General features: G+C 69.3%; 19 protein-coding genes. 10 read left to right on the plus strand and 9 right to left on the minus strand.

Going from position 1 to position 22,533, the window contains the following annotated elements; translation table 11 throughout:
* Positions 1–6: 6 nt before the first annotated feature.
* Entirely contained in the window at positions 7–885 is an 879-nt protein-coding gene (locus tag IEX18_RS02715; RefSeq protein ID WP_188657113.1) for a hypothetical protein, read from the plus strand.
* Positions 886–888: 3 nt separating this feature from the next.
* Here the strand turns inward: IEX18_RS02715 and IEX18_RS02720 are convergent, their stop codons facing one another.
* Complete coding sequence (locus tag IEX18_RS02720; protein WP_188657114.1) at positions 889–1,191, minus strand: polyhydroxyalkanoic acid system family protein; 303 nt, start codon at positions 1,189–1,191, stop codon at positions 889–891.
* Between the two features lie 135 nt (positions 1,192–1,326).
* On the opposite strand from IEX18_RS02720, the gene IEX18_RS02725 reads away from it, so the two are divergent.
* The 4 genes from IEX18_RS02725 (at position 1,327) to metK (ending at position 5,312) form a co-directional block, all read left to right on the plus strand.
* On the plus strand, positions 1,327–1,854 hold the full coding sequence (locus IEX18_RS02725; RefSeq protein ID WP_188657115.1) for a P-loop NTPase family protein: 528 nt from the start codon (positions 1,327–1,329) through the stop codon (positions 1,852–1,854).
* Between the two features lie 57 nt (positions 1,855–1,911).
* Positions 1,912–2,385 (plus strand): hypothetical protein, encoded by a 474-nt coding sequence (locus IEX18_RS02730; protein WP_188657116.1) that lies wholly within the window; start codon positions 1,912–1,914, stop codon positions 2,383–2,385.
* 138 nt (positions 2,386–2,523) lie between these two features.
* Positions 2,524–4,053, plus strand: coding sequence for an apolipoprotein N-acyltransferase (lnt, locus tag IEX18_RS02735; protein ID WP_188657117.1), 1,530 nt, complete (start codon positions 2,524–2,526; stop codon positions 4,051–4,053).
* Between the two features lie 41 nt (positions 4,054–4,094).
* Positions 4,095–5,312: a methionine adenosyltransferase gene (gene metK / locus IEX18_RS02740; RefSeq protein WP_188657118.1), complete on the plus strand. Its 1,218-nt coding sequence runs from the start codon at positions 4,095–4,097 to the stop codon at positions 5,310–5,312.
* 95 nt (positions 5,313–5,407) lie between these two features.
* Here the strand turns inward: metK and IEX18_RS02745 are convergent, their stop codons facing one another.
* Positions 5,408–6,298, minus strand: a complete 891-nt coding sequence (locus IEX18_RS02745) for a tyrosine recombinase XerC (RefSeq protein WP_188657119.1) — start codon at positions 6,296–6,298, stop codon at positions 5,408–5,410.
* A 218-nt stretch (positions 6,299–6,516) separates the two neighbouring features.
* Entirely contained in the window at positions 6,517–7,176 is a 660-nt protein-coding gene (locus IEX18_RS18510; protein WP_229664321.1) for a PEPxxWA-CTERM sorting domain-containing protein, read from the minus strand.
* 262 nt (positions 7,177–7,438) lie between these two features.
* Between IEX18_RS18510 and IEX18_RS02755 the strand changes: the two genes are divergently transcribed.
* Positions 7,439–9,607: a primosomal protein N' gene (locus IEX18_RS02755; protein ID WP_188657120.1), complete on the plus strand. Its 2,169-nt coding sequence runs from the start codon at positions 7,439–7,441 to the stop codon at positions 9,605–9,607.
* Between the two features lie 37 nt (positions 9,608–9,644).
* Entirely contained in the window at positions 9,645–11,372 is a 1,728-nt protein-coding gene (locus IEX18_RS02760; RefSeq protein WP_188657121.1) for a hypothetical protein, read from the plus strand.
* 150 nt (positions 11,373–11,522) lie between these two features.
* Here the strand turns inward: IEX18_RS02760 and IEX18_RS02765 are convergent, their stop codons facing one another.
* The 5 genes from IEX18_RS02765 to IEX18_RS02785 form a co-directional block, all read right to left on the minus strand.
* Complete coding sequence (locus tag IEX18_RS02765; protein WP_188657122.1) at positions 11,523–11,774, minus strand: ATP synthase F1 subunit epsilon; 252 nt, start codon at positions 11,772–11,774, stop codon at positions 11,523–11,525.
* A 120-nt stretch (positions 11,775–11,894) separates the two neighbouring features.
* Positions 11,895–13,376 (minus strand): F0F1 ATP synthase subunit beta, encoded by a 1,482-nt coding sequence (atpD, locus tag IEX18_RS02770; RefSeq protein ID WP_188657123.1) that lies wholly within the window; start codon positions 13,374–13,376, stop codon positions 11,895–11,897.
* Between the two features lie 114 nt (positions 13,377–13,490).
* Complete coding sequence (locus tag IEX18_RS02775) at positions 13,491–14,366, minus strand: F0F1 ATP synthase subunit gamma (RefSeq protein ID WP_188657124.1); 876 nt, start codon at positions 14,364–14,366, stop codon at positions 13,491–13,493.
* Positions 14,367–14,447: 81 nt separating this feature from the next.
* Complete coding sequence (gene atpA / locus IEX18_RS02780) at positions 14,448–15,977, minus strand: F0F1 ATP synthase subunit alpha (RefSeq protein ID WP_188657125.1); 1,530 nt, start codon at positions 15,975–15,977, stop codon at positions 14,448–14,450.
* Positions 15,978–15,981: 4 nt separating this feature from the next.
* Positions 15,982–16,527 carry a F0F1 ATP synthase subunit delta gene (locus tag IEX18_RS02785; RefSeq protein ID WP_229664400.1) on the minus strand — a complete coding sequence of 182 codons (546 nt, stop codon included), beginning with the start codon at positions 16,525–16,527 and terminating at the stop codon, positions 15,982–15,984.
* A 237-nt stretch (positions 16,528–16,764) separates the two neighbouring features.
* On the opposite strand from IEX18_RS02785, the gene IEX18_RS02790 reads away from it, so the two are divergent.
* The 3 genes from IEX18_RS02790 to IEX18_RS02800 all read left to right on the plus strand — a co-directional run bounded on the left by IEX18_RS02790 (position 16,765) and on the right by IEX18_RS02800 (position 20,532).
* The gene (locus IEX18_RS02790; RefSeq protein ID WP_229664322.1) at positions 16,765–17,706 is read left to right on the plus strand and encodes a hypothetical protein; all 942 of its coding nucleotides are present in this window, start codon (positions 16,765–16,767) and stop codon (positions 17,704–17,706) included.
* 218 nt (positions 17,707–17,924) lie between these two features.
* Positions 17,925–18,959, plus strand: a complete 1,035-nt coding sequence (ada, locus tag IEX18_RS02795; RefSeq protein ID WP_188657127.1) for a bifunctional DNA-binding transcriptional regulator/O6-methylguanine-DNA methyltransferase Ada — start codon at positions 17,925–17,927, stop codon at positions 18,957–18,959.
* Between the two features lie 55 nt (positions 18,960–19,014).
* Positions 19,015–20,532 carry a TadA family conjugal transfer-associated ATPase gene (locus IEX18_RS02800; RefSeq protein ID WP_188657128.1) on the plus strand — a complete coding sequence of 506 codons (1,518 nt, stop codon included), beginning with the start codon at positions 19,015–19,017 and terminating at the stop codon, positions 20,530–20,532.
* Between the two features lie 58 nt (positions 20,533–20,590).
* Here the strand turns inward: IEX18_RS02800 and IEX18_RS02805 are convergent, their stop codons facing one another.
* Positions 20,591–22,522, minus strand: coding sequence for a GDSL-type esterase/lipase family protein (locus IEX18_RS02805; protein WP_188657129.1), 1,932 nt, complete (start codon positions 22,520–22,522; stop codon positions 20,591–20,593).
* Between the last annotated feature and the right edge of the window lie 11 nt (positions 22,523–22,533).

Here is a 22,533-nt window from a genome sequence, read left to right on the forward strand (position 1 = left end):
GCCGGCGTGCGACCGAAGCATCGCCGATCCCACTCGCCCCTGCCTCGTTCCGCCCGCGGTGCGATCCTGACGGGAGTTGCGCTGCTCCACGTCGCGGCGCTGCTGGCGCTGCTGTCGGCCCCGAAGGCGGACATCGCCGTGCGAGACGATCGCGCCCTGTCGGTATTTGCGGTGCCGCTCCCTACTGCGTCGCCCCGATCCGATCCCGTCGCCCCGGTCGAACGGCCGCAGCAGCGCATCGTGACACGCGCACCCGCGGCGCTCCGACCCGTCTCGCCGGGCGGCGGGCGCCCTGCCACACCGCAGATCACCGCCCCCGTCTTTGCCCCGCCGGACCGCCAGCCCGGCTTCGACGCGACTCTGGTGTCCAGCGCGCCCCTTCCCCTGTCGGGTGCGCTGCTGCCCGGGCCGGACCTCGACGGCGAAGTCGCCGGCTTTGGGGGACAGGGCGGCGGGAGCGGCACCGGGACGGGCAGCGGCTCGGGAGCGGGCAAGGGCGGCGGTGGCGGATCGATGCGCCGCGCGCGGTGGATTTACCAGCCCGGCTGGCGCGAGATGCGTCGCTATTTCCCGAATGCCGGGCTGGCCGCCAACGTGTCGGGCCGTGCGCTTCTCGCCTGCATCGTGCCACGACCGGGTCAGCCCGAACGCTGTCAGGCGATCGCCGAAGCGCCTGCCGATCTGGGCTTCGGCGCCGCTGCCGTCCGCTTGTCCGAACGCTTCCGCATTCGCCCGGTGCGCGAGGACACGACCGATCGTGCCGACATCCCGATCATCATTCCGGTCATGTTCCAGATGCGCGGCAAGCCCCTGCCCCCGCCGCTCGCCTGTCCGCGACAATGGTGCGTCGACGTTCCCGACTACAAGGGCGAGCCGCCGGACTGATCGCTACTTCAAAAGCTTGGGCGCTTCCCGCTCGATCACCGCCTTCACTTGCCCGGCGAACAGGCCGAGGAACGCGGGCAGGTCGACGACCGCATGGACCTTGTCCTCGAATACCGTCGCGGTGGAGGCGATCTGCTGGCCCATCGCGCTGACCGTGAAGTGCATCGTGTCGCCCTCCCATCGATGCGTCACATGGCCGCCTCCGGGAATCTTCTCCGTGATCCGGCTGATCCCGCTGTCGAGCCGCTGCCGCACCCCCGCCTTGCCGAGCGAGTGCGGGATATCGAGTGAGATCGGCTGACCCATGGTTCAGCGACGTCCGTGAGGATGGGGGATCATGGCCGGCAGCCTACACCAAGTGAGTATGGCAGGGAACGGAGAGAAAGGGGCTTGGTGGCTATCGGCTTCCTTCATTGGCTCTGGTTTAAGAAAGACGGGGTTATGATGCTGAACGATCTGGGCACGCGCATCTGCATCATGGGACCGTCGAACAGCGGCAAGTCCACCTTGGCGGATGCGATCGGGCGGGCGAAGGGGCTGGAAATCGTCCATCTCGATCGGCTGCATCATCTTCCGCATACCGACTGGGTTCCACGCCCGCCCGAAGAGTTCGCCGAGCTGCATGATGCGGCGATCGCCAGCGAGCGTTGGGTGATCGACGGCAACTACACCCGGCTTCTCCCGCAGAGGCTGGAGAGGGCGACCGGCCTCATCCTGCTCGACGTTCCGACCGCGACCAGCCTGTTCCGCTATGTGCGGCGCTGTTGGTTCGAGCGCGAGCGGCGCGGCGCTCTGGAGGGCGGGCTGGATACGGTGAAATGGGACATGATCCATCACATCCTGTTCGCGACCAGAGCCAATCGCCGCCGCTATCGTACGATGATCGACGGCATCAGCCTGCCCAAGGTGGAGATCGACTCCGCAGCGGAATTGACCGCGTTCTACAGAGCCAATGGTTTGAGGCGCTGAGCCACGATTAGCCATATGCGCATCCCCAAAGAAGGGTTCGGCTGCTATACCGAGCACATGGCAGTCTCTCCGGCTCTGTCCGCATCGTTGCGCGCGATCAGTTGCGTCATGGCTGGCGCGCAGGATGACTGGTGGATCATCGGGAGCGCCGCGGTCGCCCTTCACGGTGCCGATCCGGGCGATGTGGCGGATGTGGACGTGTTGCTGAGCGTTGCCGATGCAGAGCGCATCCTGCCGGGAGTCGGTGTCCCGCTGCGCCGGGGATCGGGCAATGCGGCGTTCCGATCCAGCCTTTTCGGCATCTGGCTCGGGACCGGATTGCCGGTGGAGTTCATGGCCGACTTCCACCACCAGTGCGACGGCATCTGGCGAACGGTCCGCCCGGCAACACGACAGGCGATCGCGGTTGAAGGCGGGATGGTCTTCATCCCGGAAAGACGCGAGCTACAGGCGATACTTGCGGCTTTCGGCCGCCCCAAGGATATGGCGCGCGGGCGGAGCCTTGCTGCGGTCGCAAGGGACACGCCGTGACGCTCGCCAGCCGGCCGCGGAAAACGGGCCGGATAGCGGATCAGCGGCACCCGGCTCGCCCGACATCGACCGCGATCGTGGCCTCTGGGCTTTGCCCCCGCATTGCGGATGACACATACACCACCCATAGGTCGCGCCATGACCCGCCTTCCCGCCCTCGTCTGCATCCTGCTCGGCGCGTTTGCCGCGTGCGGGTTCGCGCCGCTCGACCTGTGGCCGCTGGCGCTGGCCTGTTTGGCGGGATGGATGGCGCTGGTCCATGCCGCGCCCACGCAGCGGTCCGCGCTGTGGCGCGGGTGGCTGTTCGGGCTGGGGCATTTCACGATCAACAACAACTGGTTCCAGCACGCCTTCGACTTTCAGGACAAGATGCCGCCGGTGCTGGGCTATTTTGCCGCGGTCGGGCTGGCGCTGTATCTGGCGGTGTTTCCCATGGTCGCGGCCGGGATCGCGTGGCGGGTGCGCGGGCCGGGCAAGCGGCCTGATGCCTCGTACGTCCTAATCTTCGCCGCCGCATGGATCGGAACCGAATATCTCCGCGCGATCCTGTTCACCGGCTATGCCTGGGATCCGCTGGCGGTGATGTGGCTGCCGGTGATCGGGATCGCGCGCGTATCGGCGCTGATCGGCACCTATGCGCTGTCGGGGCTGACAATCGTGCTCGCGGGGGCGCTGCTGCTGCTCGTACAGCGCCGCTGGGCGCTGCCGGCGGTCGCGCTGCCCGCCGCCGCGCTTGCCGCCCTCTCCGCCCTGTGGACCGGTGCACCCGCCGCGCCCGCCAGCGCGCCCCGCGTCCGCGTGATCCAGCCGAATATCGGCAACGAGGCGCGCACCAATGCGGGCGAGCGCTCGCTTCAGACGCTGATCCGCCTGTCGGGCCGGCCCGGGCCGGTGCCGCGGCTGGTCGTCTGGCCGGAGGGGCTGATCCTCGACCTGCTCGAAAGCGGCTATCCCGACTATATCTACGGCGACCGCCGACCCTTTCCGCTGCGGTCCCGGATCGCCGATGTGCTCGGCCCGCGCGACATGGTGATGACCAATGCCAACCGGCTCGCCTTCGACCGCAAGGACGATCTGACCGGCGCGGCCAATGCGGTGCTGGCGATCGGCCCCGACGCGCAGATCCACGGCACCTACGACAAGGCGCATCTCGTTCCCTATGGCGAATATCTGCCGATGCCGTGGCTGCTGAAGCCCCTCGGCCTCGCGCGGCTGGTGCCCGGCGACATGGACTTCACTCCCGGCCCCGGCCCGCGCGCGCTCGACTGGCCGGCGTTCGGACCGGTGGGCGTGCAGATCTGCTACGAGATCATCTTCTCCGGTCGGGTGGTCGACGAAGCACGTCGGCCGCGGCTGATCTTCAATCCGTCGAACGACGCCTGGTTCGGCCGCTGGGGCCCGCCCCAGCATCTGGCGCAGGCGCGGCTGCGCGCGATCGAGGAGGGGCTGCCGATCGTCCGCGCGACCCCGACCGGCATCTCGGCGATCATCGCCGCCGACGGCCGCCTGCTCGCCACCGTTCCGCACGAGACCGCCGGCGCGATCGAGGCGCCGGTCCCCCCCGCCCTGCCCCCGACCCTGTTCGCGCGGGTCGGCAATGCGATGGCCGCGATCGTCGCAGCAATGCTTCTCACCGCTGCGATTGCCATTCAACGGCGGGCGCGATAGGAGCCGATATAAAGCTATCTTTATATCGTTATGAGGCCCCGATGCGCTCTTCCTACATCTTCACCTCCGAATCGGTGTCGGAAGGGCACCCGGACAAGGTCGCCGACCAGATCAGCGACACGATCGTCGACCTGTTCCTGTCCAAGGACCCGGAGGCGCGGATCGCCTGCGAGACGCTGACCACCACCAATCTCGTCGTGCTGGCGGGCGAGATTCGCTGCCGCGGCGTGTACGAGAATGGCGAATGGGCCGAGGGCGCGCTCGCCGAGATCGAGGCGGCGGTCCGCGCCACGGTGAAGCGGATCGGCTACGAGCAGTCGGGCTTCCACTGGAACGAATTCACCTTCGAGAACAATTTGCACGGCCAGTCGGCGGAAATCGCGATGGGCGTGGACGAGGGCGCCAACAAGGACGAGGGCGCGGGCGACCAGGGCATCATGTTCGGCTATGCGACCGACGAAACGCCCGGGCTGATGCCGGCGACGCTCTATTACAGCCACAAGATCCTCGAGACGATGGCGGCCGACCGGCATTCGGGCAAGGCCCCCTTCCTGGAGCCGGACGCCAAGAGCCAGGTCACGCTGCAATACGAGAATGGCGTGCCGGTCCGCGCGACCGCGCTGGTCGTCTCGACCCAGCACAAGGCGGGCTATTGCCTGCAGGGCCAGAACGCCGATCCGGCCAAGTACGAGGAACTGCGCAGCTATGTCGCGGGCGTGCTGACGAGCGTGCTGCCCGACGGCTTCGTCACCGACGCGACCAAGGTCTATATCAATCCCACCGGCGCGTTCGAGATCGGCGGGCCGGACGGTGACGCGGGCCTGACCGGGCGCAAGATCATCGTCGACACCTATGGCGGCGCGGCCCCGCATGGCGGCGGCGCGTTCAGCGGCAAGGATCCGACCAAGGTCGATCGCTCGGCCGCCTATGTCGCGCGCTATCTCGCCAAGAACGTCGTCGCCGCGGGGCTCGCCAAGCGGTGCACGATCCAGCTCTCCTATGCGATCGGCGTCGCCGAGCCGCTCTCGGTCTATGTCGACACGCACGGCACAGGCACTGTCGACGAGGCGAAGCTGGAAGAGGTGCTGCCGCGCCTCGTCCGCCTGACGCCCAAGGGCATCCGCCAGCATCTGAAGCTCAACGCCCCCATCTATGTGAAGTCGGCGGCGTACGGCCATTTCGGCCGCGAGCCGGAGGGTGACCTGTTCACCTGGGAGCGCACCGATCTGGTCTACGCGCTGAAGGCTGCGGTGGCATAAGCCCATCCCATCGATGAGGCGGAACCCGGCGCGGCGAAGGCCGTCGCCGGGTTTCGTGCATCTGGGGCAGATCGCGCGAGCCTCAGCCCACCCCCTCACGCCCGCGGATGCGCGTTGCGGTAGACGTCGAGCAGGTGCGCCGCATCGACGGCCGTGTAGATCTGGGTCGAGGCGAGGCTCGCATGGCCGAGCAGTTCCTGCAACGCGCGCAGGTCCGCGCCGCGGCCCAGCAGATGGGTCGCGAAGCTGTGGCGGAGCGCGTGCGGCGTGGTGCGTTCGCCCAGCCCCAGCCGGCCCCGCGCCCCCTGCACGGCGCGCCGGATGATCGCGGGATCGAGCGGACCGCCCCGCGCGCCGCGGAACAGCGGCTCGGCGCGGACGATCGGCCAGGGCGATTGGCGGGCATAGGCCTCCACCGCGGCGCGGACCTGGGGCAGCAGCGGCACCGTCCGGGTTCTGGCCCGCTTGCCGGTCACCGCGAGGGTCTCGCCCAGCGGCAGGATGCCGCCGGTCAGCGCCAGCGCCTCGCCGATGCGCAGCCCCGCGCCATAGAGCAGCATCAGAACCGCCCAGTCGCGTGCGGCGATCCAGGGCTCGCGCGCCTCGTCCGCCACCTCTCCGGCCAGCGCGACAATGTCGTCGGGGCTGACCGGGCGCGGCACCGCGCGCGCCTTGCGCGGGCCCTTGAGCGGCGGGACGACGATGCCGGCAAAGGCCAGGAAGCCGCGCACCGCCGACAGTTCGCGCGCGGCCGAGGCGTTGGTCAGCCCCTCGCCGCGACGATGGGCGAGATAGGCGCGCAGGTCCGCGGTCCCGATCGCCGCCAGCGCGGCCGCATCGACCGCTCCGCCCCAGTGCCGCGCCAGGAAGCCGAGCAGGCGCTCCGCCGTCGCATGATAGGCGCGCACCGTGTGCGGCGAGCGTCGCCGGTCGCGGGCGAGATGCGCGGCGAACTGGGTCGCGAGCGGATGCGGAAGGCCGGCCATGGCCGGATCATAGCGCAATGTCGCGAATATGGTGCGCACGATCGGCGAGGCCCGGCCCCGCGCCTACCCGATTTAGCGAAGGAGCCCATGCACCTTGCCGCGCATCACGGCGGTCGTCGGCGTCGCGCAGCGGCAGCGGCAAGCGGTCCGCTACGCCTGACATGAAAGGGGCCGCCGGATCGCTCCGGCGGCCCCCTCGATCGTCTGGCCCGAGACGATCAGGCGAAGCGCACGGCGCTGTTGCGGCGGCGATAGCGCGCGGTCGCGCCGACCATGCCGAAGCCGAGCAGCATCATCGCCCAGGTCGCCGGTTCCGGCACCGCCGTGGTGATGGGGGTCGAGTTGAAGGTGTAGAAGCGATCCGTCGAGTTGACGTCGCCCGAGAAGGTCACCTGCGCGCTGGTGCCGTCGCTGAACTGCGCGACCGCGGTGTTGGTGCCGGCGAACAGCGCGTTGCGATAGTTGACGGTGCCCGGACCCATGTCGATCGAGAACACCGAATAGGCACCCGGATCGAACGCGGTCGCGCCATAGTTGAGCGTCACCACCTTCGACGTCGCGGTCACCGCGGGGTTGCTCGCCGCCGGGCTGCCGTCGCCGCCGAGGCCGATGCCGGCCGAACCCGCCCCGAAATTGCTCACCGAACCGAAGGTAAAGGCAGTCGTCGCATCCAGCGTCAGCGTCAGCGAGGTGATGGTCGGCAGCAGGTTGGTGCCGGTGGTCGTGTCGTTGACGAACTTGAACTTGGGAATGTCGTTGGTGCCGCCACCGTTCGGGTTGGGCACGGTGCCCAGCTCGACATAGAAGCTGGCTGCGGCGGCCGGCGCAGCGGCCAGCAGCATCGCACCGGCCAGAGCGGCCGCGAGTGTCTTGCGCATGATAGTCTCCCCTGCCGGGCCCCGAAGCCCCCTCGGCCCGTCCCCGGCAACCAATCCCTGAACAGAACAAGAAGGGGAGTCAATCGAGCTATCTGACTCAGATTGTTCGTTTTTCCGCCGAAATGTCCGGCATAATCGATTGCATTGTTCCGTCGCGAGACAGTTCTAACATCCATTAGGTTTGCCACGGTGCAGGCCCGGAGGACCGGTCGCGTCCGCCCTGCCTTTCCCCGACCGTGCCGCCGCCCCATATAGCGGCACCATGTCCCGCGCCCGTGTCCTGATCCTCAATTCGGCGCTTGGTCCGCTCGACTATCGGGTGCCGCACGGGATGACGGTAGAGCCCGGATCGATCGTCGTCGCGCCGCTCGGTCCCCGCCAGCTTCTCGGCGTGGTCTGGGAACCCGAATATATGCCGTCGGAGGCGGAGGTGGGCGACAATCGCCTGCGCCCGTTGCTCGCCCGCGCCGACGTGCCGCCGCTCGGCGAGGCGTTGCGCCGGCTGGTCGAGTGGACCGCCGCCTATTATCTCGCGCCGCCGGCCGCGGTGCTGCGCATGTGCCTGTCCTCGACCTCCGCGCTGGAAGGCGCGCGCAGCGTCACGGAATATCGCGCGACCGGCGATGTGCCCGACCGGCTGACGCCGCAACGCGCGCAGGCGCTGGAGCGGATCGGCGACCGGCAGGGGCTGATCCGCGAGCTGGCGATGACCGCCGACGTCTCCGACGCGGTGATCCGCGGGCTGGTCAAGGCGGGTGCGCTGGAAGGGGTGGAGGTGGACATCGACAGCCCCTTTCCCCTGCCCGATCCCGCTTATGGCGCGCCCGTCCTGTCCGACGACCAACGCGCCGCAGCCGACCGGCTGGTCGCCGATGTCACCGCCCATCGCTTCGCCCCGACGCTGCTGGACGGGGTGACCGGATCGGGCAAGACCGAGACCTATTTCGAGGCAGTGGCGGAAGCGATCCGGCTGGGACGGCAGACGATCGTCCTGCTGCCGGAGATCGCGCTGACCGAGCCGTTCCTGAAGCGCTTCCACGACCGGTTCGGCTGCGAGCCGGTGGCGTGGCATTCGGGGCTGCGCTCGACCCAGCGCCGCCGGGCGTGGCGCGCGATCGCGAGCGGCGAGGCGCTGGTGACGGTGGGCGCACGCTCGGCGCTGTTCCTGCCCTATCGCAATCTCGGCCTGATCGTCGTCGACGAGGCGCACGAGACGAGCTTCAAGCAGGAAGACGGCGTCCATTATCACGCGCGCGACGTGGCGGTGATGCGGGGCAAGTTCGAAAGCTGCCCGGTGATCCTCGCCAGCGCGACCCCGGCGATCGAGACGCGCCAGCAGGTGGCGCTGGGTCGCTATGCCGAGGTGCAGCTGCCCGGTCGCTACGGCCCCGCCGAGCTGCCGACGATCGAGCCGATCGACCTGATCGCCACCCCGCCCGAACGCGGGCGCTGGCTCGCGCCCAAGCTGGTCAGGATGCTGGCCGAGCGGCTGGAGCGGCGCGAACAGTCGCTGCTGTTCCTCAACCGTCGCGGCTATGCGCCGCTGACCCTGTGCCGGACCTGCGGGCATCGTTTCCAATGCCCCAATTGCACCGCCTGGATGGTCGAGCACCGGCTGACGCGGCGGCTCGCCTGCCATCATTGCGGCCATGTCGAGCCGGTGCCGCGCGCCTGCCCCGAATGCCAGAGCGAGGACTCGCTGGTCGCCTGCGGCCCGGGCGTGGAGCGGATCGCCGACGAGGTGGCGCTGCTCTTCCCCGAGGCGAAGACCGCGGTGGTGACCAGCGACACGATCTGGTCACCCGCCAAGGCCGCCGAGTTCGTCGGGCGGATGGAGGCGGGCGATATCGACATCGTCGTCGGCACCCAGCTCGTCACCAAGGGCTATCACTTCCCTAACCTGACGCTGGTGGGCGTGGTCGATGCCGATCTGGGGCTGGAGGGCGGCGACCTGCGCGCCGCCGAGCGGACCTTCCAGCAGATCCGCCAGGTGTCGGGCCGGGCGGGGCGCGGCGAGAAGCCCGGCCATGTGCTGATCCAGACCCATGCCCCGAACGCGCAAGTGATGCAGGCGTTGGTGACGGGCGAGGCCGACGCCTTCTACGAAGCGGAAACCGAAGCGCGGCGCGATGCCGGTGCGCCGCCCTTCGGCCGCTATGCCGCGATCATCGTCTCGTCCGAGGATCAGGCGGTGGCGCAGGAGACCGCGCGGCTGGTCGGTGCGTCGGCGCCGCGGGTGGAGGGGATGGCGGTCTATGGTCCCGCCCCCGCGCCGCTCGCGATGCTGCGCGGGCGGCATCGCTATCGGCTGCTCGTCCATGCGCGGCGCGCGCTCGACGTGCAGGACGTGATCCGCGACTGGCTGGGCGGACTCGACTGGAGCGCAAAGGCGCGGGTGGCGGTGGATGTGGACCCCTATAACTTCCTGTGATTACGCCCCGTTAACCCTGTTCTCCTAGGCGTCGGACATGGTTTCCGATGCCCTGCCCCGCCCTGTCGATGCCGATCCATGGGCCGGGTGGCTGCGCCGCATGGCGCTGTTCCAGCTGGCGGCGTTGGCGATCGTCACCGCCTTCATCCTCGGCAAGGGCAATGACGACCTGCCCTATTACTATTTCCTGACCCAGGATCTGCCGCTGCTCGCCGCGGGCGGGCTGGCCTTGTTCGGCTTCGCACGGGTCCGCCACGTGCGCGGCGTGGCCGGGCTGACGCGCGGCCGGGCGGCGGCGCTGGCGGTTGGTGCGGGGCTGCTGGCCTATGCCGGCAGCTGGTTGGTGCTGCATCGTTATGCGGTCAGCCGCGACGAGCAGATGGCCGATTTCGCCGCCGCCTATCTGGCGAGCGGGCATATGGGCCAGGCGATCCCGCCCGACCTGATCCCGCTCGCCAAGGCGATGATGCCGGTCTTCACCAACGTCTATCCGGCCACCGGCTATTGGGTGTCGGACTATCTGCCGGGTAATTCGGCGATCCGCGCGATCGCGATGCTAACGGGCGACAGCTGGCTGGCCAGCCCGGTGCTGCTCGCGATCGGGCTGCTCGCGCTCTGGTCGGCGGCGCGGCGGATCTGGCCGGAACGTCCCGAAGCGGCGACGGTGGCGCTGGTGCTGGCCGCCACGTCGACGCAGGCGCTGGTGACCGCCATGTCGCCCTTCGCGATGACCGCGCACCTGGCGATCAACGCGCTGTGGCTCGCCTGTTTCGTGCGGCAGGAGCGGCGCTGGCACTGGGCGGCGGCGGGGCTGACGGTGGTGGCGATCGGGCTCCATCAGGTGCATTTCCACCTGATCTTCCTCAGCGGCTTCCTGATCGCGACGGCCCTGCGGCGGGACTGGCGCATGCTGGCGATCCTGCTGACGGGCGCCGTGGCGGGCTATATCGTCTGGCAGATCGGCTGGCGCGACCTCATCCCCCGGCTGTTCGACCCGGTACAGGCGGCGCAGGCCACCGGGCAGGTGGCGGAGCGCGCGGCGGGCGAGATCACCGGGCGGCTGGTGCGCATCCTGCGTCAGGACATGTTGCGCCACCTGGCGCGGTTCGTCGCGTGGCAGAACGTCCTGCTCGCCCCGCTGGCGGCGATCGGCATCGTCGCGGCATGGCGGACGGCGCATCCGGCGCTGCGGGGCGGCGCCATCTCCTGCGCCATTGCGCTGCTCGTCCTGCCGGAACAGGAACATGGCTTCGGCTATCGCTATCTTCACGGAATGATCGGCCCGTTCTGCCTGCTTGCGGCGCAAGGCTGGCTGGCGCTGGAGGCGAAGCGGGGACGGCCGCTGCCACGCGCCGCGCTATGGGGCAGCACCGCCTTCGCGCTCGTCGTCACCCTGCCCTATGCGAGCTGGCGGAGCATGGCCTATGCCGCGCCCTATGAGGCCGCCTATCGGGCGGTGCGCGCGGTGGATGCGGATGTCGTGCTGATCGATACCTCGCACCAGACCTATATCAGCGACATCGTCCGCTTCGATCCGGCGGCGGGGCCGAGCCAGCGACCGGTGCTGGCGGACCTCGCCTATGTCCCGGCGGATGCGCTGGCGCGGCTGTGCGCGACGCGATCGGTGGTGGTGGTGACGGATCGCGACCTGCAACGCTTCGACCTGCCGCCGTTCGGCTATGCCTTCGACAAGCGACGGCCGACGAACGCACGGCTGGCGGAGATGCGGCGGATGGGATGCGGGCGGCCGTTGCCGCGGGGGTGAGGGTTCTTATGCCTCAAACGCACGTCATCCCAGCGCAGGCTGGGATCTGGGGCGATCGGAGCGCTTAAGCCGAGAGAGGCCCCAGCCTGCGCTGGGGCGACGAATATCGGTTGCGCTAGTCCGGTGCGACACACTCCGGAATAGAAGCCGTTACCCCGCATGCTCCGCGAGCACGGTCAGGCCCTTGGCGCTGACCTCGGCGAAGCCGCCGCGAATCGCGATCGACTCCGGCGCGGCGCCGGGTGATCGCTGGATCAGGATCTGGCCGTCGCGGATCGTCGACATGAAGGGCGCATGGCCCTCCAGCACCGCGAAGTCGCCCTCGGTGCCGGGCACCGTGACCATATGGACCTCCTCCGAGCGGAGGAGCTTTTCGGGGGTGACGAGTTCGAAGTGCAGCATTTCGATACCTGCTCCCCTCCCGCTCGCGGGAGGGGTTGGGGGTTGGCCGGGTCGGGGCAGGCCGCCCGCAGACGGCTCCACCCCTAGCCCCTCCCGCACAGGGGAGGGGAACATCGTGGCTTACGCCTCCTGGGCCAGCTTCTCGGCCTTGGCGACCGCCTCGTCGATGCCGCCGACCATGTAGAAGGCAGCCTCGGGCAGATGGTCGTATTCGCCGTTCACCACGCCCTTGAAGCTGCGGATCGTATCCTCGATCTGCACGAACTTGCCCGAGATGCCGGTGAACACCTCGGCGACGTGGAAGGGCTGCGACAGGAAGCGCTGGATCTTGCGGGCGCGCTGGACGGTCAGCTTATCCTCTTCGGACAGCTCGTCCATGCCCAGGATCGCGATGATGTCCTGCAGGCTCTTGTAGCGCTGGAGCAGCGACTGGACGGCGCGCGCCGTCTCGTAATGCTCCTGGCCGACGACGCGCGGCTCCAGCACGCGGCTGGTCGAGTCCAGCGGATCCACCGCCGGATAGATGCCCAGCTCCGAGATCGCGCGGCTCAGCACGGTGGTGGCGTCGAGGTGCGCGAAGGAGGTCGCCGGGGCCGGATCGGTCAGGTCGTCCGCGGGGACGTAGACGGCCTGCACCGAGGTGATCGACCCCTTGTTGGTCGAGGTGATCCGCTCCTGCAGCGCACCCATGTCGGTCGACAGGGTCGGCTGATAGCCCACCGCCGAGGGGATGCGGCCGAGCAGCGCCGACACTTCCGCGCCCGCCTGGGTGAAGCGGAAGATGTTGTCGACGAAGAACAGCACGTCCTGCCCTTCCTGATCGCGGAAATATTCCGCGATGGTCAGGCCCGACAGCGCCACGCGGGCACGCGCGCCCGGCGGCTCGTTCATCTGGCCATAGACCAGCGCGACCTTCGAGCCCTCGCTGATCGCGTTGCCCTCGGCATCCTTGGCGATGACGCCCGCGTCGAGGAACTCGTGATAGAGGTCGTTGCCCTCGCGGGTCCGCTCGCCGACGCCTGCGAACACCGAGGTGCCGCCATGGCCCTTGGCGATGTTGTTGATCAGCTCCTGGATCAGCACGGTCTTGCCGACGCCCGCGCCGCCGAACAGGCCGATCTTGCCGCCCTTCGCGTAGGGGGCGAGCAGGTCGATGACCTTGATGCCGGTGACGAGGATCGCGCTCTCGGTCGACTGCTCGACGAACTCGGGCGCCTTGGCGTGGATCGGCGCGCGAAGCTGGGTGCCGACGGGGCCGCGCTCGTCGATCGGCTCGCCGACGACGTTCATGATGCGGCCCAGCGTTGCCGGACCGACCGGGACCGAGATCTGCGCGCCGGTGTCGTTGACGGTCTGGCCGCGGGTCAGCCCCTCGGTCGAGTCCATCGCGATCGTGCGGACGGTGTTCTCGCCCAGATGCTGCGCGACCTCCAGCACCAGCCGGTTGCCGTTATTGTCGGTCTCCAGCGCCGACAGGATCGCCGGCAGCTGCTCGGGGAAGTGGACGTCGACGACGGCGCCGATCACCTGGGCGATCGTGCCGACATTGTTGGTGGCGCCCGTCGACTGGGTCGGGCGGATGTCGTCTGCGGCGGTGGCCATCGCTTCGTTCCTTGCCTTCTACTCGTCATCCCGGCGAAGGCCGGGATCTCCCTCCGCGGGAGTGTCGCTTGCGGCACGAGGCCCCTGCCTTGCGCAGGGGCGACGTGTAGGTTGTTACAACGCCTCCGCGCCGGAGATGATCTCGACCAGCTCGGTCGTGATCGCCGCCTGGCGGGTGCGGTTATACTGGATCGACAGGCGATTGATCATGTCGCCCGCGTTGCGGGTCGCATTGTCCATCGCGTTCATCCGGCTGCCCTGCTCCGACGCCGCATTTTCCAGCAGCGCGCGGAAGATCTGGATCGCGACGTTGCGCGGCAGCAGGTCGGCGAGGATCGACTCCTCGTCCGGCTCATACTCGACCACCGCACCCGCGCCCGCCGCAGCCGGTTGCTTCTCGGGCAGCGGCACCGGGATGATCTGGATGCCGGTCGGCTCCTGGTTCAGCGCCGAGACGAACTTGGAGAAGAACAGGTGCGCGACGTCGAACTCGCCCTTCAGATAGCGGGCGATCAGATCGTCGGCGATGACGCGTGCATCGTCGAACGCCACCGTCTTGATGTGGCCCATCTCGTGATCGGCGAGGATCGCATTGGGGAAGAAGCGGCGCAGCACGCGGCCCTTCTTGCCGGCGATGTAGAACTTCACCGTCTTGCCCTGCGCGGTCAGCTCGTCGGCCTTGCGGCGCGCGGCGCGGACGATGTTCGAGTTGAACGCACCGGCCAGTCCCCGCTCGGAGGTGGCGACGACGATCAGCTGGACCTGATCCTTGCCCGTACCCGCGAGCAGCGGCGACGCGCCGACGCCGCCCACCCGGCTGGCGAGGCTGGCCATCACGGCTTCGAGCCGCTCGGCATAGGGGCGGCCGTTCTGCGCAGCCTCCTGCGCCCGGCGCAGCTTGGCCGCGGCGACCATCTTCATCGCCTTGGTGATCTTCTGGGTCGACTTGACCGAGTTGATCCGGACCTTGAGGGCCTTCAGTGACGCCATGTCTTCCCTACCGTCACCCCAGCGGAGGCTGGGGTCTCCCCGTTACTGCGAGACCCCAGCCTTCGCTGGGGTGACGCGGATTCAGGCGAACGTCTTCGCGAACTGGTCCAGCGCGGCCTTCAGCCCCGCCTTCGCCTCGTCGCCCAGATCGCGCGTGTCGCGGATCTTGGCGAGAACGCCCGCATGGTTGGCGCGCAGGTCCTGCAGCATCGCCGCCTCGTAGCGGACGACGGCGTTGACCGGGACGGTGTCCAGATAGCCCTGCGTTCCCGCGAAGATAGAGGCGACCTGCTCCTCGAACGGCATCGGGTTGAACTGCGGCTGCTTGAGCAGCTCGGTCAGCCGGGCGCCGCGGTTGAGCAGCTTCTGGGTCGAGGCGTCGAGGTCCGAGCCGAACTGCGCGAACGCCGCCATCTCGCGATACTGGGCGAGCTCGAGCTTGATCGAGCCGGCGACCTTCTTCATCGCCTTGGTCTGCGCGGCCGAGCCGACGCGGCTGACCGACAGGCCGACATTGATCGCCGGGCGGATGCCGGCGAAGAACAGGTCGGTCTCGAGGAAGATCTGGCCGTCGGTGATCGAGATCACGTTGGTCGGGATATAGGCCGACACGTCGCCCGCCTGCGTCTCGATGATCGGCAGCGCGGTCAGCGAACCGCCGCCGTTCGCGTCCGACATCTTGGCGGCGCGCTCCAGCAGGCGCGAGTGGAGGTAGAAGACGTCGCCCGGATAGGCCTCGCGGCCCGGCGGACGGCGCAGCAGCAGCGACATCTGCCGATAGGCCACCGCCTGCTTCGACAGATCGTCGAACACGATCAGCGCGTGCATGCCGTTGTCGCGGAAATACTCGCCCATCGCGGTGCCGGTATAGGGCGCGAGGAACTGGAGCGGCGCGGGGTCCGAGGCGGTGGCGGCGACGACGATGGAATATTCCATCGCGCCATTCTCCTCCAGCGTGCGGACGAGCTGCGCGACGGTCGAGCGCTTCTGCCCGACCGCGACATAGACGCAGTAGAGCTTCTTCGACTCGTCGGTGCCGGCGTTGACCGTCTTCTGGTTGATGAAGGTGTCGATCGCGACCGCCGACTTGCCGGTCTGGCGGTCGCCGATGATCAGCTCGCGCTGGCCGCGGCCGACCGGCACCAGCGCGTCGATCGCCTTCAGCCCCGACTGCATCGGCTCCGACACCGACTGGCGCGGGATGATGCCGGGCGCCTTGACCTCGACGCGGCTGCGCTGGTCGCTGACGATCGGGCCCTTGCCGTCGATCGGGTTGCCGAGGCCGTCCACGACGCGGCCGAGCAGGCCCTTGCCAACAGGCACGTCGACGATGGTGCCGGTGCGCTTGACGGTGTCGCCCTCGCGGATCTCGGCGTCCGAGCCGAAGATCACGACACCGACATTGTCGGCCTCGAGATTGAGCGCCATGCCCTGCACGCCGTTGGCGAACTCGACCATCTCGCCCGCCTGGACGTTGTCGAGGCCGTAGATACGCGCGATGCCGTCACCGACCGACAACACCTGGCCGGTTTCCGAGACCTGCGCCCCGGTGCCGAAATTGGCGATCTGGTCCTTGATGACCTTGGAGATTTCTGCGGCGCGGATATCCATTACGTCAGCCTTTCATCGCGCTGGCGAGCGCATTCAAACGGGTGCGGATCGAGCTGTCGATCATCTGGGAACCGATGCGGACGACGAGGCCGCCCAGGATCTGCGGGTCGACCGACAGGTCGACCGACACCTCGCGACCGACGCGGGTACGCAGCTGCTGCTTGAGCGCGTCGACCTGATCGCCGGACAGAGGATGGGCGCTGACCACCTCGGCGCTCACCTCGCCCCGGTGCCGGCGGGCAAGGTCGCGATAGGCGCGGATGATCTGCGGCAACTGGCCCAGCCGGCGGTTCTGCGCCAGCACGCCCAGGAACTTGGTGGTGACCGGATCGAGACCCAGCGCCGCGGCCGATGCCGCGATCGCCTTCGCCGCCGCCTCGCGCCCGACGACCGGGCTGGAGGTCAGGGCGCGCAGATCCGCCGACTCGGCGAGCGCGTCACGCAGGGTGGCGAGGCTCGCCTCGACCGTATCGATCGCCTTCCCCTCGCGGGCGAGGTCGAACAGCGCGACGGCGTAGCGGCCCGACAGGCTGGCCTGGATGCCGCCCATGCTGCCGCCGGCCAAATTACCACCGGATAAGACGCCGGATGTCTCCACGGACCTTCGTTTCCTCGTCAACAGAACGGGTTCGCCCATGGTAAACGGGGCGCAGGAACCGCGCCTGTCGAAGGGCTGGCGGGCGGCTAGCATGGGGTGGCGGGTGATGCAAGCCGACCGCGTGACACTTGTATGAACGATTCCGCCATAGATCGTTCAGGATCGCAACCGTAACGAAGGAGGGGAAGTTTGGCACGGGAGGGGCGCGCGATGCGGCGGGCGGCGATGGCGTGGGTGGTGGCTGGAGCGCTGGTCGCCGCGCCGGCGTCGGCGGAGACCGTGCGGGTCGCGGGCGTCTATGCCGCCAATGCCCGCGAGGCCAGCCTGCTCCCCACGATCGGCGTCGATCTGCTCGGCGGTCCCGCCGGGGAGGCGCTGGGCGAGGCGATCGAACGCAAGCTTGCCAGGCTGGGCGGCGACGGCGTGCGCCACGCCCGGCTCGTCGCCCCCACGCTGCGCCCGGATGGACTGCTGTCGGGCCAGGCAGGCTTTTCCGCCAGCGACTATCCCTATGTCGAGACCCGCGACCGCTGCGTCGAGAAGGATGCGAAGGGCAAGTGCACCCGGCGCGAGCGCTATCGCGTCCGCTGCATCCGGCGCACGGTCGACTTCCATGCCGATCTGCGCATGGTCCGATGGCGCGACGGACGTACCGTCTATGCCGCGCCCAAGACGCGCAACGACAGCGACTGGTGGTGCGAGGATTCGGGCTTTCCGACCAGCGTCGACACGAGCGTGCAGATGATGGTGGAATCGGTGGCGCAGGAGGTGCGGATGGATCTCGCCCCCCATGCCGAGGACTATACGATCCGGGTCAAGGAGGATCGCAACGGCCTGTCGCCCGACGATGCCGACCGCTTCCGCGCCGCGGTGCGATTGACCAAGCGCGATCAGGCCGCCGCCTGCGCCGCCTTCGCCGCGCTGGGCCAGAGTGCGCCGGACCACGGCCCGACCCTGTTCAACCGCGCGCTCTGCGCGGAGGCCGCCGGGCGCTATGCCGAGGCGAACGACCTCTATACCCGCGCCCGCGTGTTCGGCCCGCAATATGGCGGCGACATCAGCCGCGGCCTCGCCCGCGTCGCCTCGCTGGCTGCGGGTGCGGAGGACGAGCGGCAGATGGCGGCGCTGTGAAGGGTGATTGCCCCCTTGCCCCTTCCCCCGTCATTCCCGCGAAGGCGGGAATCCAGAGCCTCTGACATTTGCGGGTAAATCGGAAGGCTCCCGCGCGTCTGGAGCCACGCCTTCGCGGGGATGACGGCAAAGGGGCGAGGTCAGGACCCGCACCATCCACCCAGTTTGACCGCAACCTCCGGGATGCGCGCCGGCGCGGACGGGTCTAGACCCGCACTATGACCGGGACGATCGACGACGACGCCGCATGGGCGGCCTTTGACCGGCGGGACCGGGCGGCGGACGGGCGCTTTGTCGTGGGGGTGCGGACGACCGGCATCTATTGCCGGCCGAGCTGCCCTGCGCGCCGGCCGCAGCGGCGGAACGTCGCCTTCCACCATGATGCGGCCGCGGCGGAGGCGGCGGGGTTCCGCGCCTGTCGCCGGTGCCGCCCCGATGCGGTGGCGCGCGACCATCTCGCAGTGCGCGAGGCGGTCGCGATCCTCGACCGGGGCGAGACGCCTTCGCTGGCCGAACTTGCCGCCCGGGTCGGCTATGCGCCGCATCACTTCCAGCGGCTCTTCACCCGCGCGACCGGGGTGAGCCCTGCCGCCTATGCCCGCGCCCGGCGCGCCGCCCGCGCGGCCGAGGCCCTCAACACGGAGACCAGCGTGACCGACGCCCTGTACGCGGCCGGCTATGCCGCGCCGAGCCGCTTCTATGACGATGCCGCGGTGCGGCTGGGCATGGCGCCGGCCCGTTGGAAGGCGGGCGGCGCGGGCGAGACGATCCGCTGGACGATCTCAGCGACGTCGCTGGGGCCGCTGCTGGTCGCCGCGACCGATCGGGGCATCTGCCGCATCGCCTTCGACGAGGACGCGGACAGCCTTCGCGTCCGCTTCCCGCATGCGGATATCCGGCCGGGCGACGCCGCGCTGGACGCGCTCGGCGCGCAGGTCGTCGCGGCCGTCGAGCGGCCCGGCCTCGATCCCGACCTGCCGCTCGACGTGCGCGGGACCGCCTTCCAGGAGGCGGTATGGCAGGCCCTGCGCCGCATCCCGCCCGGCGAGACGCGCAGCTATGCCGAATTGGCGGCGATGGCCGGGCGGCCCGGCGCGGTGCGGGCGGCCGGCACCGCCTGCGGTGCGAATACGCTGGCGGTGGTGATCCCCTGCCACCGGGTGCTGCCGCAGGGTGGCGGCGTCGGCGGCTATGCCTATGGCCCCGAACGGAAAGCCGAGCTGCTGGCACGGGAGCGTAAACGCCGCGGTTAGCCAAATCTAAAGCCTTGCCGCCTACCCCGACCGGGCAGGATCGACGAGGAATGGCATGAGCAGCGCGTTCGGACGGCGTAGCGGTATCGGTGGCGGACAAGCGGCGCGGCCCGCCTTCGGCGTGGCGCGACCGATGCACGGTGGCGGTCCTGCACCGCGCGACGAGGCTGGCGCGGCGGTCGCCGAGATCCCCTCGATCCTGACCGAGGTCGATCCGCTCGGCACGCCGGCCGGGCAGATGGACGCGATGCAGCGCCTCGCCGACCGCCAGGCCCAGTCCGGCGAGGCGGGGTCGAGCCGGGTCGAGGGATTCGAGGCCTCCGTCCACAAGATCAAGGAGCAGGTCCTCCCCCGCCTGCTGGAGCGCGTCGACCCCGAAGCGGCGGCAACGCTGGGCAAGGACGAGCTGGCCGAGGAATTCCGGCCGATCATCGGCGAGGTGCTCGCCGAGCTGAAGCTGACGCTCAACCGGCGCGAACAGTTCGCGCTCGAGAAGGTGCTGGTCGACGAGCTGCTGGGCCTCGGACCGCTCGAGGAGCTGCTGGCCGATCCGGCGATCAGCGACATCATGGTCAACGGCCCCGAACAGACCTATGTCGAGCGCAAGGGCAAGCTGGAGATCGCGCCGATCCAGTTCCGCGACGAGGAGCATCTGTTCCAGATCGCGCAGCGGATCGTGAATTCCGTTGGTCGCCGCGTCGACCAGACCACGCCGCTCGCCGACGCCCGGTTGAAGGACGGCAGCCGCGTCAACGTCATCGTGCCGCCGCTCTCGCTGCGCGGCACCGCCATCTCGATCCGTAAATTCTCCGCCAAGCCGATCACGCTCGACATGATGGCGGGCTTCGGCAGTATGTCGCCGAAGATGGCGACCGCGCTGAAGATCGCGGGCGCGAGCCGGTTCAACGTCGTCATCTCGGGCGGTACCGGCTCGGGCAAGACGACGATGCTCAACGCCCTGTCGAAGATGATCGACCCCGGCGAGCGCGTGCTGACGATCGAGGACGCGGCCGAGCTTCGCTTGCAGCAGCCGCACTGGCTGCCGCTGGAAACCCGCCCCGCCAATCTGGAGGGTCAGGGCGAGATCAGCATCCGCGACCTCGTCAAGAACGCGCTGCGTATGCGGCCGGACCGGATCATCCTGGGCGAGATCCGCGGCAGCGAGTGTTTCGACATGCTCGCCGCGATGAACACCGGCCACGACGGATCGATGTGCACCCTCCACTCCAACAGCCCACGCGAGGCGCTGGCGCGTATGGAGAACATGGTGATGATGTCGGACATCAAGGTGCCCAAGGAGGCGATCAGCCGCCAGATCGCCGACTCGGTCGACATGATCATCCAAGTCAAGCGCCTGCGCGACGGCAGCCGCCGCGTCACCAACGTCACCGAGGTGATCGGCATGGAAGGGCCGGTGATCGTGACGCAGGAACTGTTCAAGTTCGAGTATCTGGACGAGAGCGCCGACGGCAAGATCGTGGGCGAATACCGGTCGATGGGCCTCCGGCCCTACACGCTGGACAAGGCCAAGCAGTTCGGGTTCGACCAGGCCTATCTGGAGGCGTGCCTGTAGGGGTCGCCGGCTGACGGTAGGGCCGTCGCCCCGACGCAGGCCGGGGCGACGAAAGGGATCATCCGATCCCCGGCGCCATGCGGCGCAGCGCGTCGCGGAGCAGGCCGGCGATCTCTGCGGCAAACTCGGCCCGGGGGTGGACCTCGCCATCGGCCATCCGGGCCGCCAGCGTGGACGAGAACGGCCCGTAATAATCGTACAGGCTGAAGAAGGCGATGCCGGCCTTCGCGGCGACGCCCGCCGCCGCGTCGCGCATCGCGACGACGTTGCGGTTATAGTCGCCGGCGGCAGGCGGCGGAAAGACGAGAAGGACGTCGCCCGAGGCTTTCGCCGCCTCCACGATCGACGCCAGGCCAGTGGCATAGTCGGTCGCCGCGACCGCCGCCGCCATATCGTTGAGGCCCAGCATCACGATGGTCAGGTCGGGCGCGTCGAAGACCAGTGCCTCGCGGTTGCTCCAGCCGCTCCCCGTCGCCGCCTGCTGCGCGGTGCGGGCGCCGAGCGCGGCATGGACGCTCATGTCGAGCGCGGCCGCGCCCGCCGCATAGGCAGCGACCGAGCGCAGCGCGCCATGGCCCTGCGCGCCGGTGATGGTCAGCGTGTGGCTGCCGCTATCCGCTGCCTTCAGGACATGACGGACGAACCCGCTGTCCGCCTTGGTCACCAGCGTCGCCGCGCCGCCGGCGGGCGGCTTGCCGTCGATCGCGAAGCCATAGGTCTCGTCGTTCGACTGGTAGACCACCACTTCGAAACTATCGACATTCCCTTCCGGCGTGAACTGCCAGCCGCTGCTGTGCGGCGCCCAGAAACCGCCCCCCGCCAGCGCCGGCGCGTCGATCACCCGCCAGCCATCGGCCGGGAAGACGATGCGCGGGTCGTAGGCGGCGACCGACAGGCCGGTCAGCTTGGCGATGGCGTGGTCGGCGACCACCGCGCCGTCGAGCGTGCGCGTGCCGCCCTGGCTCAATAGCGTCGCGAGCACGGCCGGGATGCGCTTCGCCCGCGCGCCGGTGAGATAATGCGGATCGGCGCTGGTGCCGGCGCCCTGGCCGACCGTGACGCTATCGCCCTTCCAGACGATCCGTCCGCGTCCGGTACCCGCCCGGACGCGAGCCACCGCCGCCCGCAGCGCGGCGTTGGTCGCGCCATTGGCCGCGAAGCCGGGGAGCGGCGCAGGATCGTCGTTCAGGATCGTACCGGTCGCGCTGACCGCGCTGCCGCCGGCATAGCCCGGCGGAGGCACGATCGCGACGGTGAAGCTCTCGTCGGGCTCATATTGCGTGTCGCCCGCGACCTCGACCGTGAAGCTGCCGCTCGCCGCGCCGTCCGCCAGCGCCACCGTGCCGCCCTTGGGATAGGAGCTGCCGGCAAAATCGTCGGCGCTGGTCTGCCCGGCGGCAAAGGTCCAGGCGACCCCGACCGCGCCGCTGCTGGCCGAGCGGGTCACGGTATAGGTGAAGGCGCGGGTGCCGCTGTCCCCCTCCGGCAGCGACAACGCCGCCGAGAGCGAAACGGTCGGTTTCGCGATGGCCGGCGGGACGCCGGTCGACGGCGCTTGCGACACGGCGAAGCTGCGGCGACCGGTCGCGTCGGTGCGGACCGCGAGGTGGGTCGCCCAGACGCTCGTGGCGCTGTCGGCGAGCGGCGCCACGCCCTCGGCCGAGGTGACGACGACGAGCCGGCCGGCGGCAATCACGTCGCGGCCCGTCGGCAGGCGTTCGGCCAGTTCGACGGTCAGCGACTGACCGTACAGCGCCTCCGACAGGGTCCCGTCGCGCGCGAAGCGGACCAGCGTGCCGTCCGCAGCGCTGGTCGCGACGCCGTCGATGGCGGTCACGACCTGCCGCTCGTCGTCGTGAAAGGACAGGACGAAGCCGCGTTTGGCGAGCGGCTCCCGCGTACCGTCGGCGGCGAACGGCACCAAGTCGAGGATGAAGGGCTCGCCCGCGGCAAGGGTGAAGGAGGACAGGTCCTCGGCAAGGATCAGCATATCCGGCAACT

It is taken from the genome of Sphingomonas metalli (assembly GCF_014641735.1).
GTDB classification, from domain to species: domain Bacteria; phylum Pseudomonadota; class Alphaproteobacteria; order Sphingomonadales; family Sphingomonadaceae; genus Sphingomonas; species Sphingomonas metalli.

Bases quoted from the DNA above. Each gene is read 5' to 3' on its own strand.
- IEX18_RS02720 (WP_188657114.1), bottom strand. From the start codon at position 1,191: ATGGGTCAGCCGATCTCACTCGATATCCCGCACTCGCTCGGCAAGGCG.
- IEX18_RS02725 (WP_188657115.1), top strand. From the start codon at position 1,327: ATGATGCTGAACGATCTGGGCACGCGCATCTGCATCATGGGACCGTCG.
- IEX18_RS02730 (WP_188657116.1), top strand. From the start codon at position 1,912: ATGGCAGTCTCTCCGGCTCTGTCCGCATCGTTGCGCGCGATCAGTTGC.
- lnt (WP_188657117.1), top strand. From the start codon at position 2,524: ATGACCCGCCTTCCCGCCCTCGTCTGCATCCTGCTCGGCGCGTTTGCC.
- metK (WP_188657118.1), top strand. From the start codon at position 4,095: ATGCGCTCTTCCTACATCTTCACCTCCGAATCGGTGTCGGAAGGGCAC.
- IEX18_RS02745 (WP_188657119.1), bottom strand. From the start codon at position 6,298: ATGGCCGGCCTTCCGCATCCGCTCGCGACCCAGTTCGCCGCGCATCTC.
- IEX18_RS18510 (WP_229664321.1), bottom strand. From the start codon at position 7,176: ATGCGCAAGACACTCGCGGCCGCTCTGGCCGGTGCGATGCTGCTGGCC.
- IEX18_RS02755 (WP_188657120.1), top strand. From the start codon at position 7,439: ATGTCCCGCGCCCGTGTCCTGATCCTCAATTCGGCGCTTGGTCCGCTC.
- IEX18_RS02760 (WP_188657121.1), top strand. From the start codon at position 9,645: ATGGTTTCCGATGCCCTGCCCCGCCCTGTCGATGCCGATCCATGGGCC.
- IEX18_RS02765 (WP_188657122.1), bottom strand. From the start codon at position 11,774: ATGCTGCACTTCGAACTCGTCACCCCCGAAAAGCTCCTCCGCTCGGAG.
- atpD (WP_188657123.1), bottom strand. From the start codon at position 13,376: ATGGCCACCGCCGCAGACGACATCCGCCCGACCCAGTCGACGGGCGCC.
- IEX18_RS02775 (WP_188657124.1), bottom strand. From the start codon at position 14,366: ATGGCGTCACTGAAGGCCCTCAAGGTCCGGATCAACTCGGTCAAGTCG.
- atpA (WP_188657125.1), bottom strand. From the start codon at position 15,977: ATGGATATCCGCGCCGCAGAAATCTCCAAGGTCATCAAGGACCAGATC.
- IEX18_RS02785 (WP_229664400.1), bottom strand. From the start codon at position 16,527: ATGGGCGGCATCCAGGCCAGCCTGTCGGGCCGCTACGCCGTCGCGCTG.
- ada (WP_188657127.1), top strand. From the start codon at position 17,925: ATGACCGGGACGATCGACGACGACGCCGCATGGGCGGCCTTTGACCGG.
- IEX18_RS02800 (WP_188657128.1), top strand. From the start codon at position 19,015: ATGAGCAGCGCGTTCGGACGGCGTAGCGGTATCGGTGGCGGACAAGCG.
- IEX18_RS02805 (WP_188657129.1), bottom strand. From the start codon at position 22,522: ATGCTGATCCTTGCCGAGGACCTGTCCTCCTTCACCCTTGCCGCGGGC.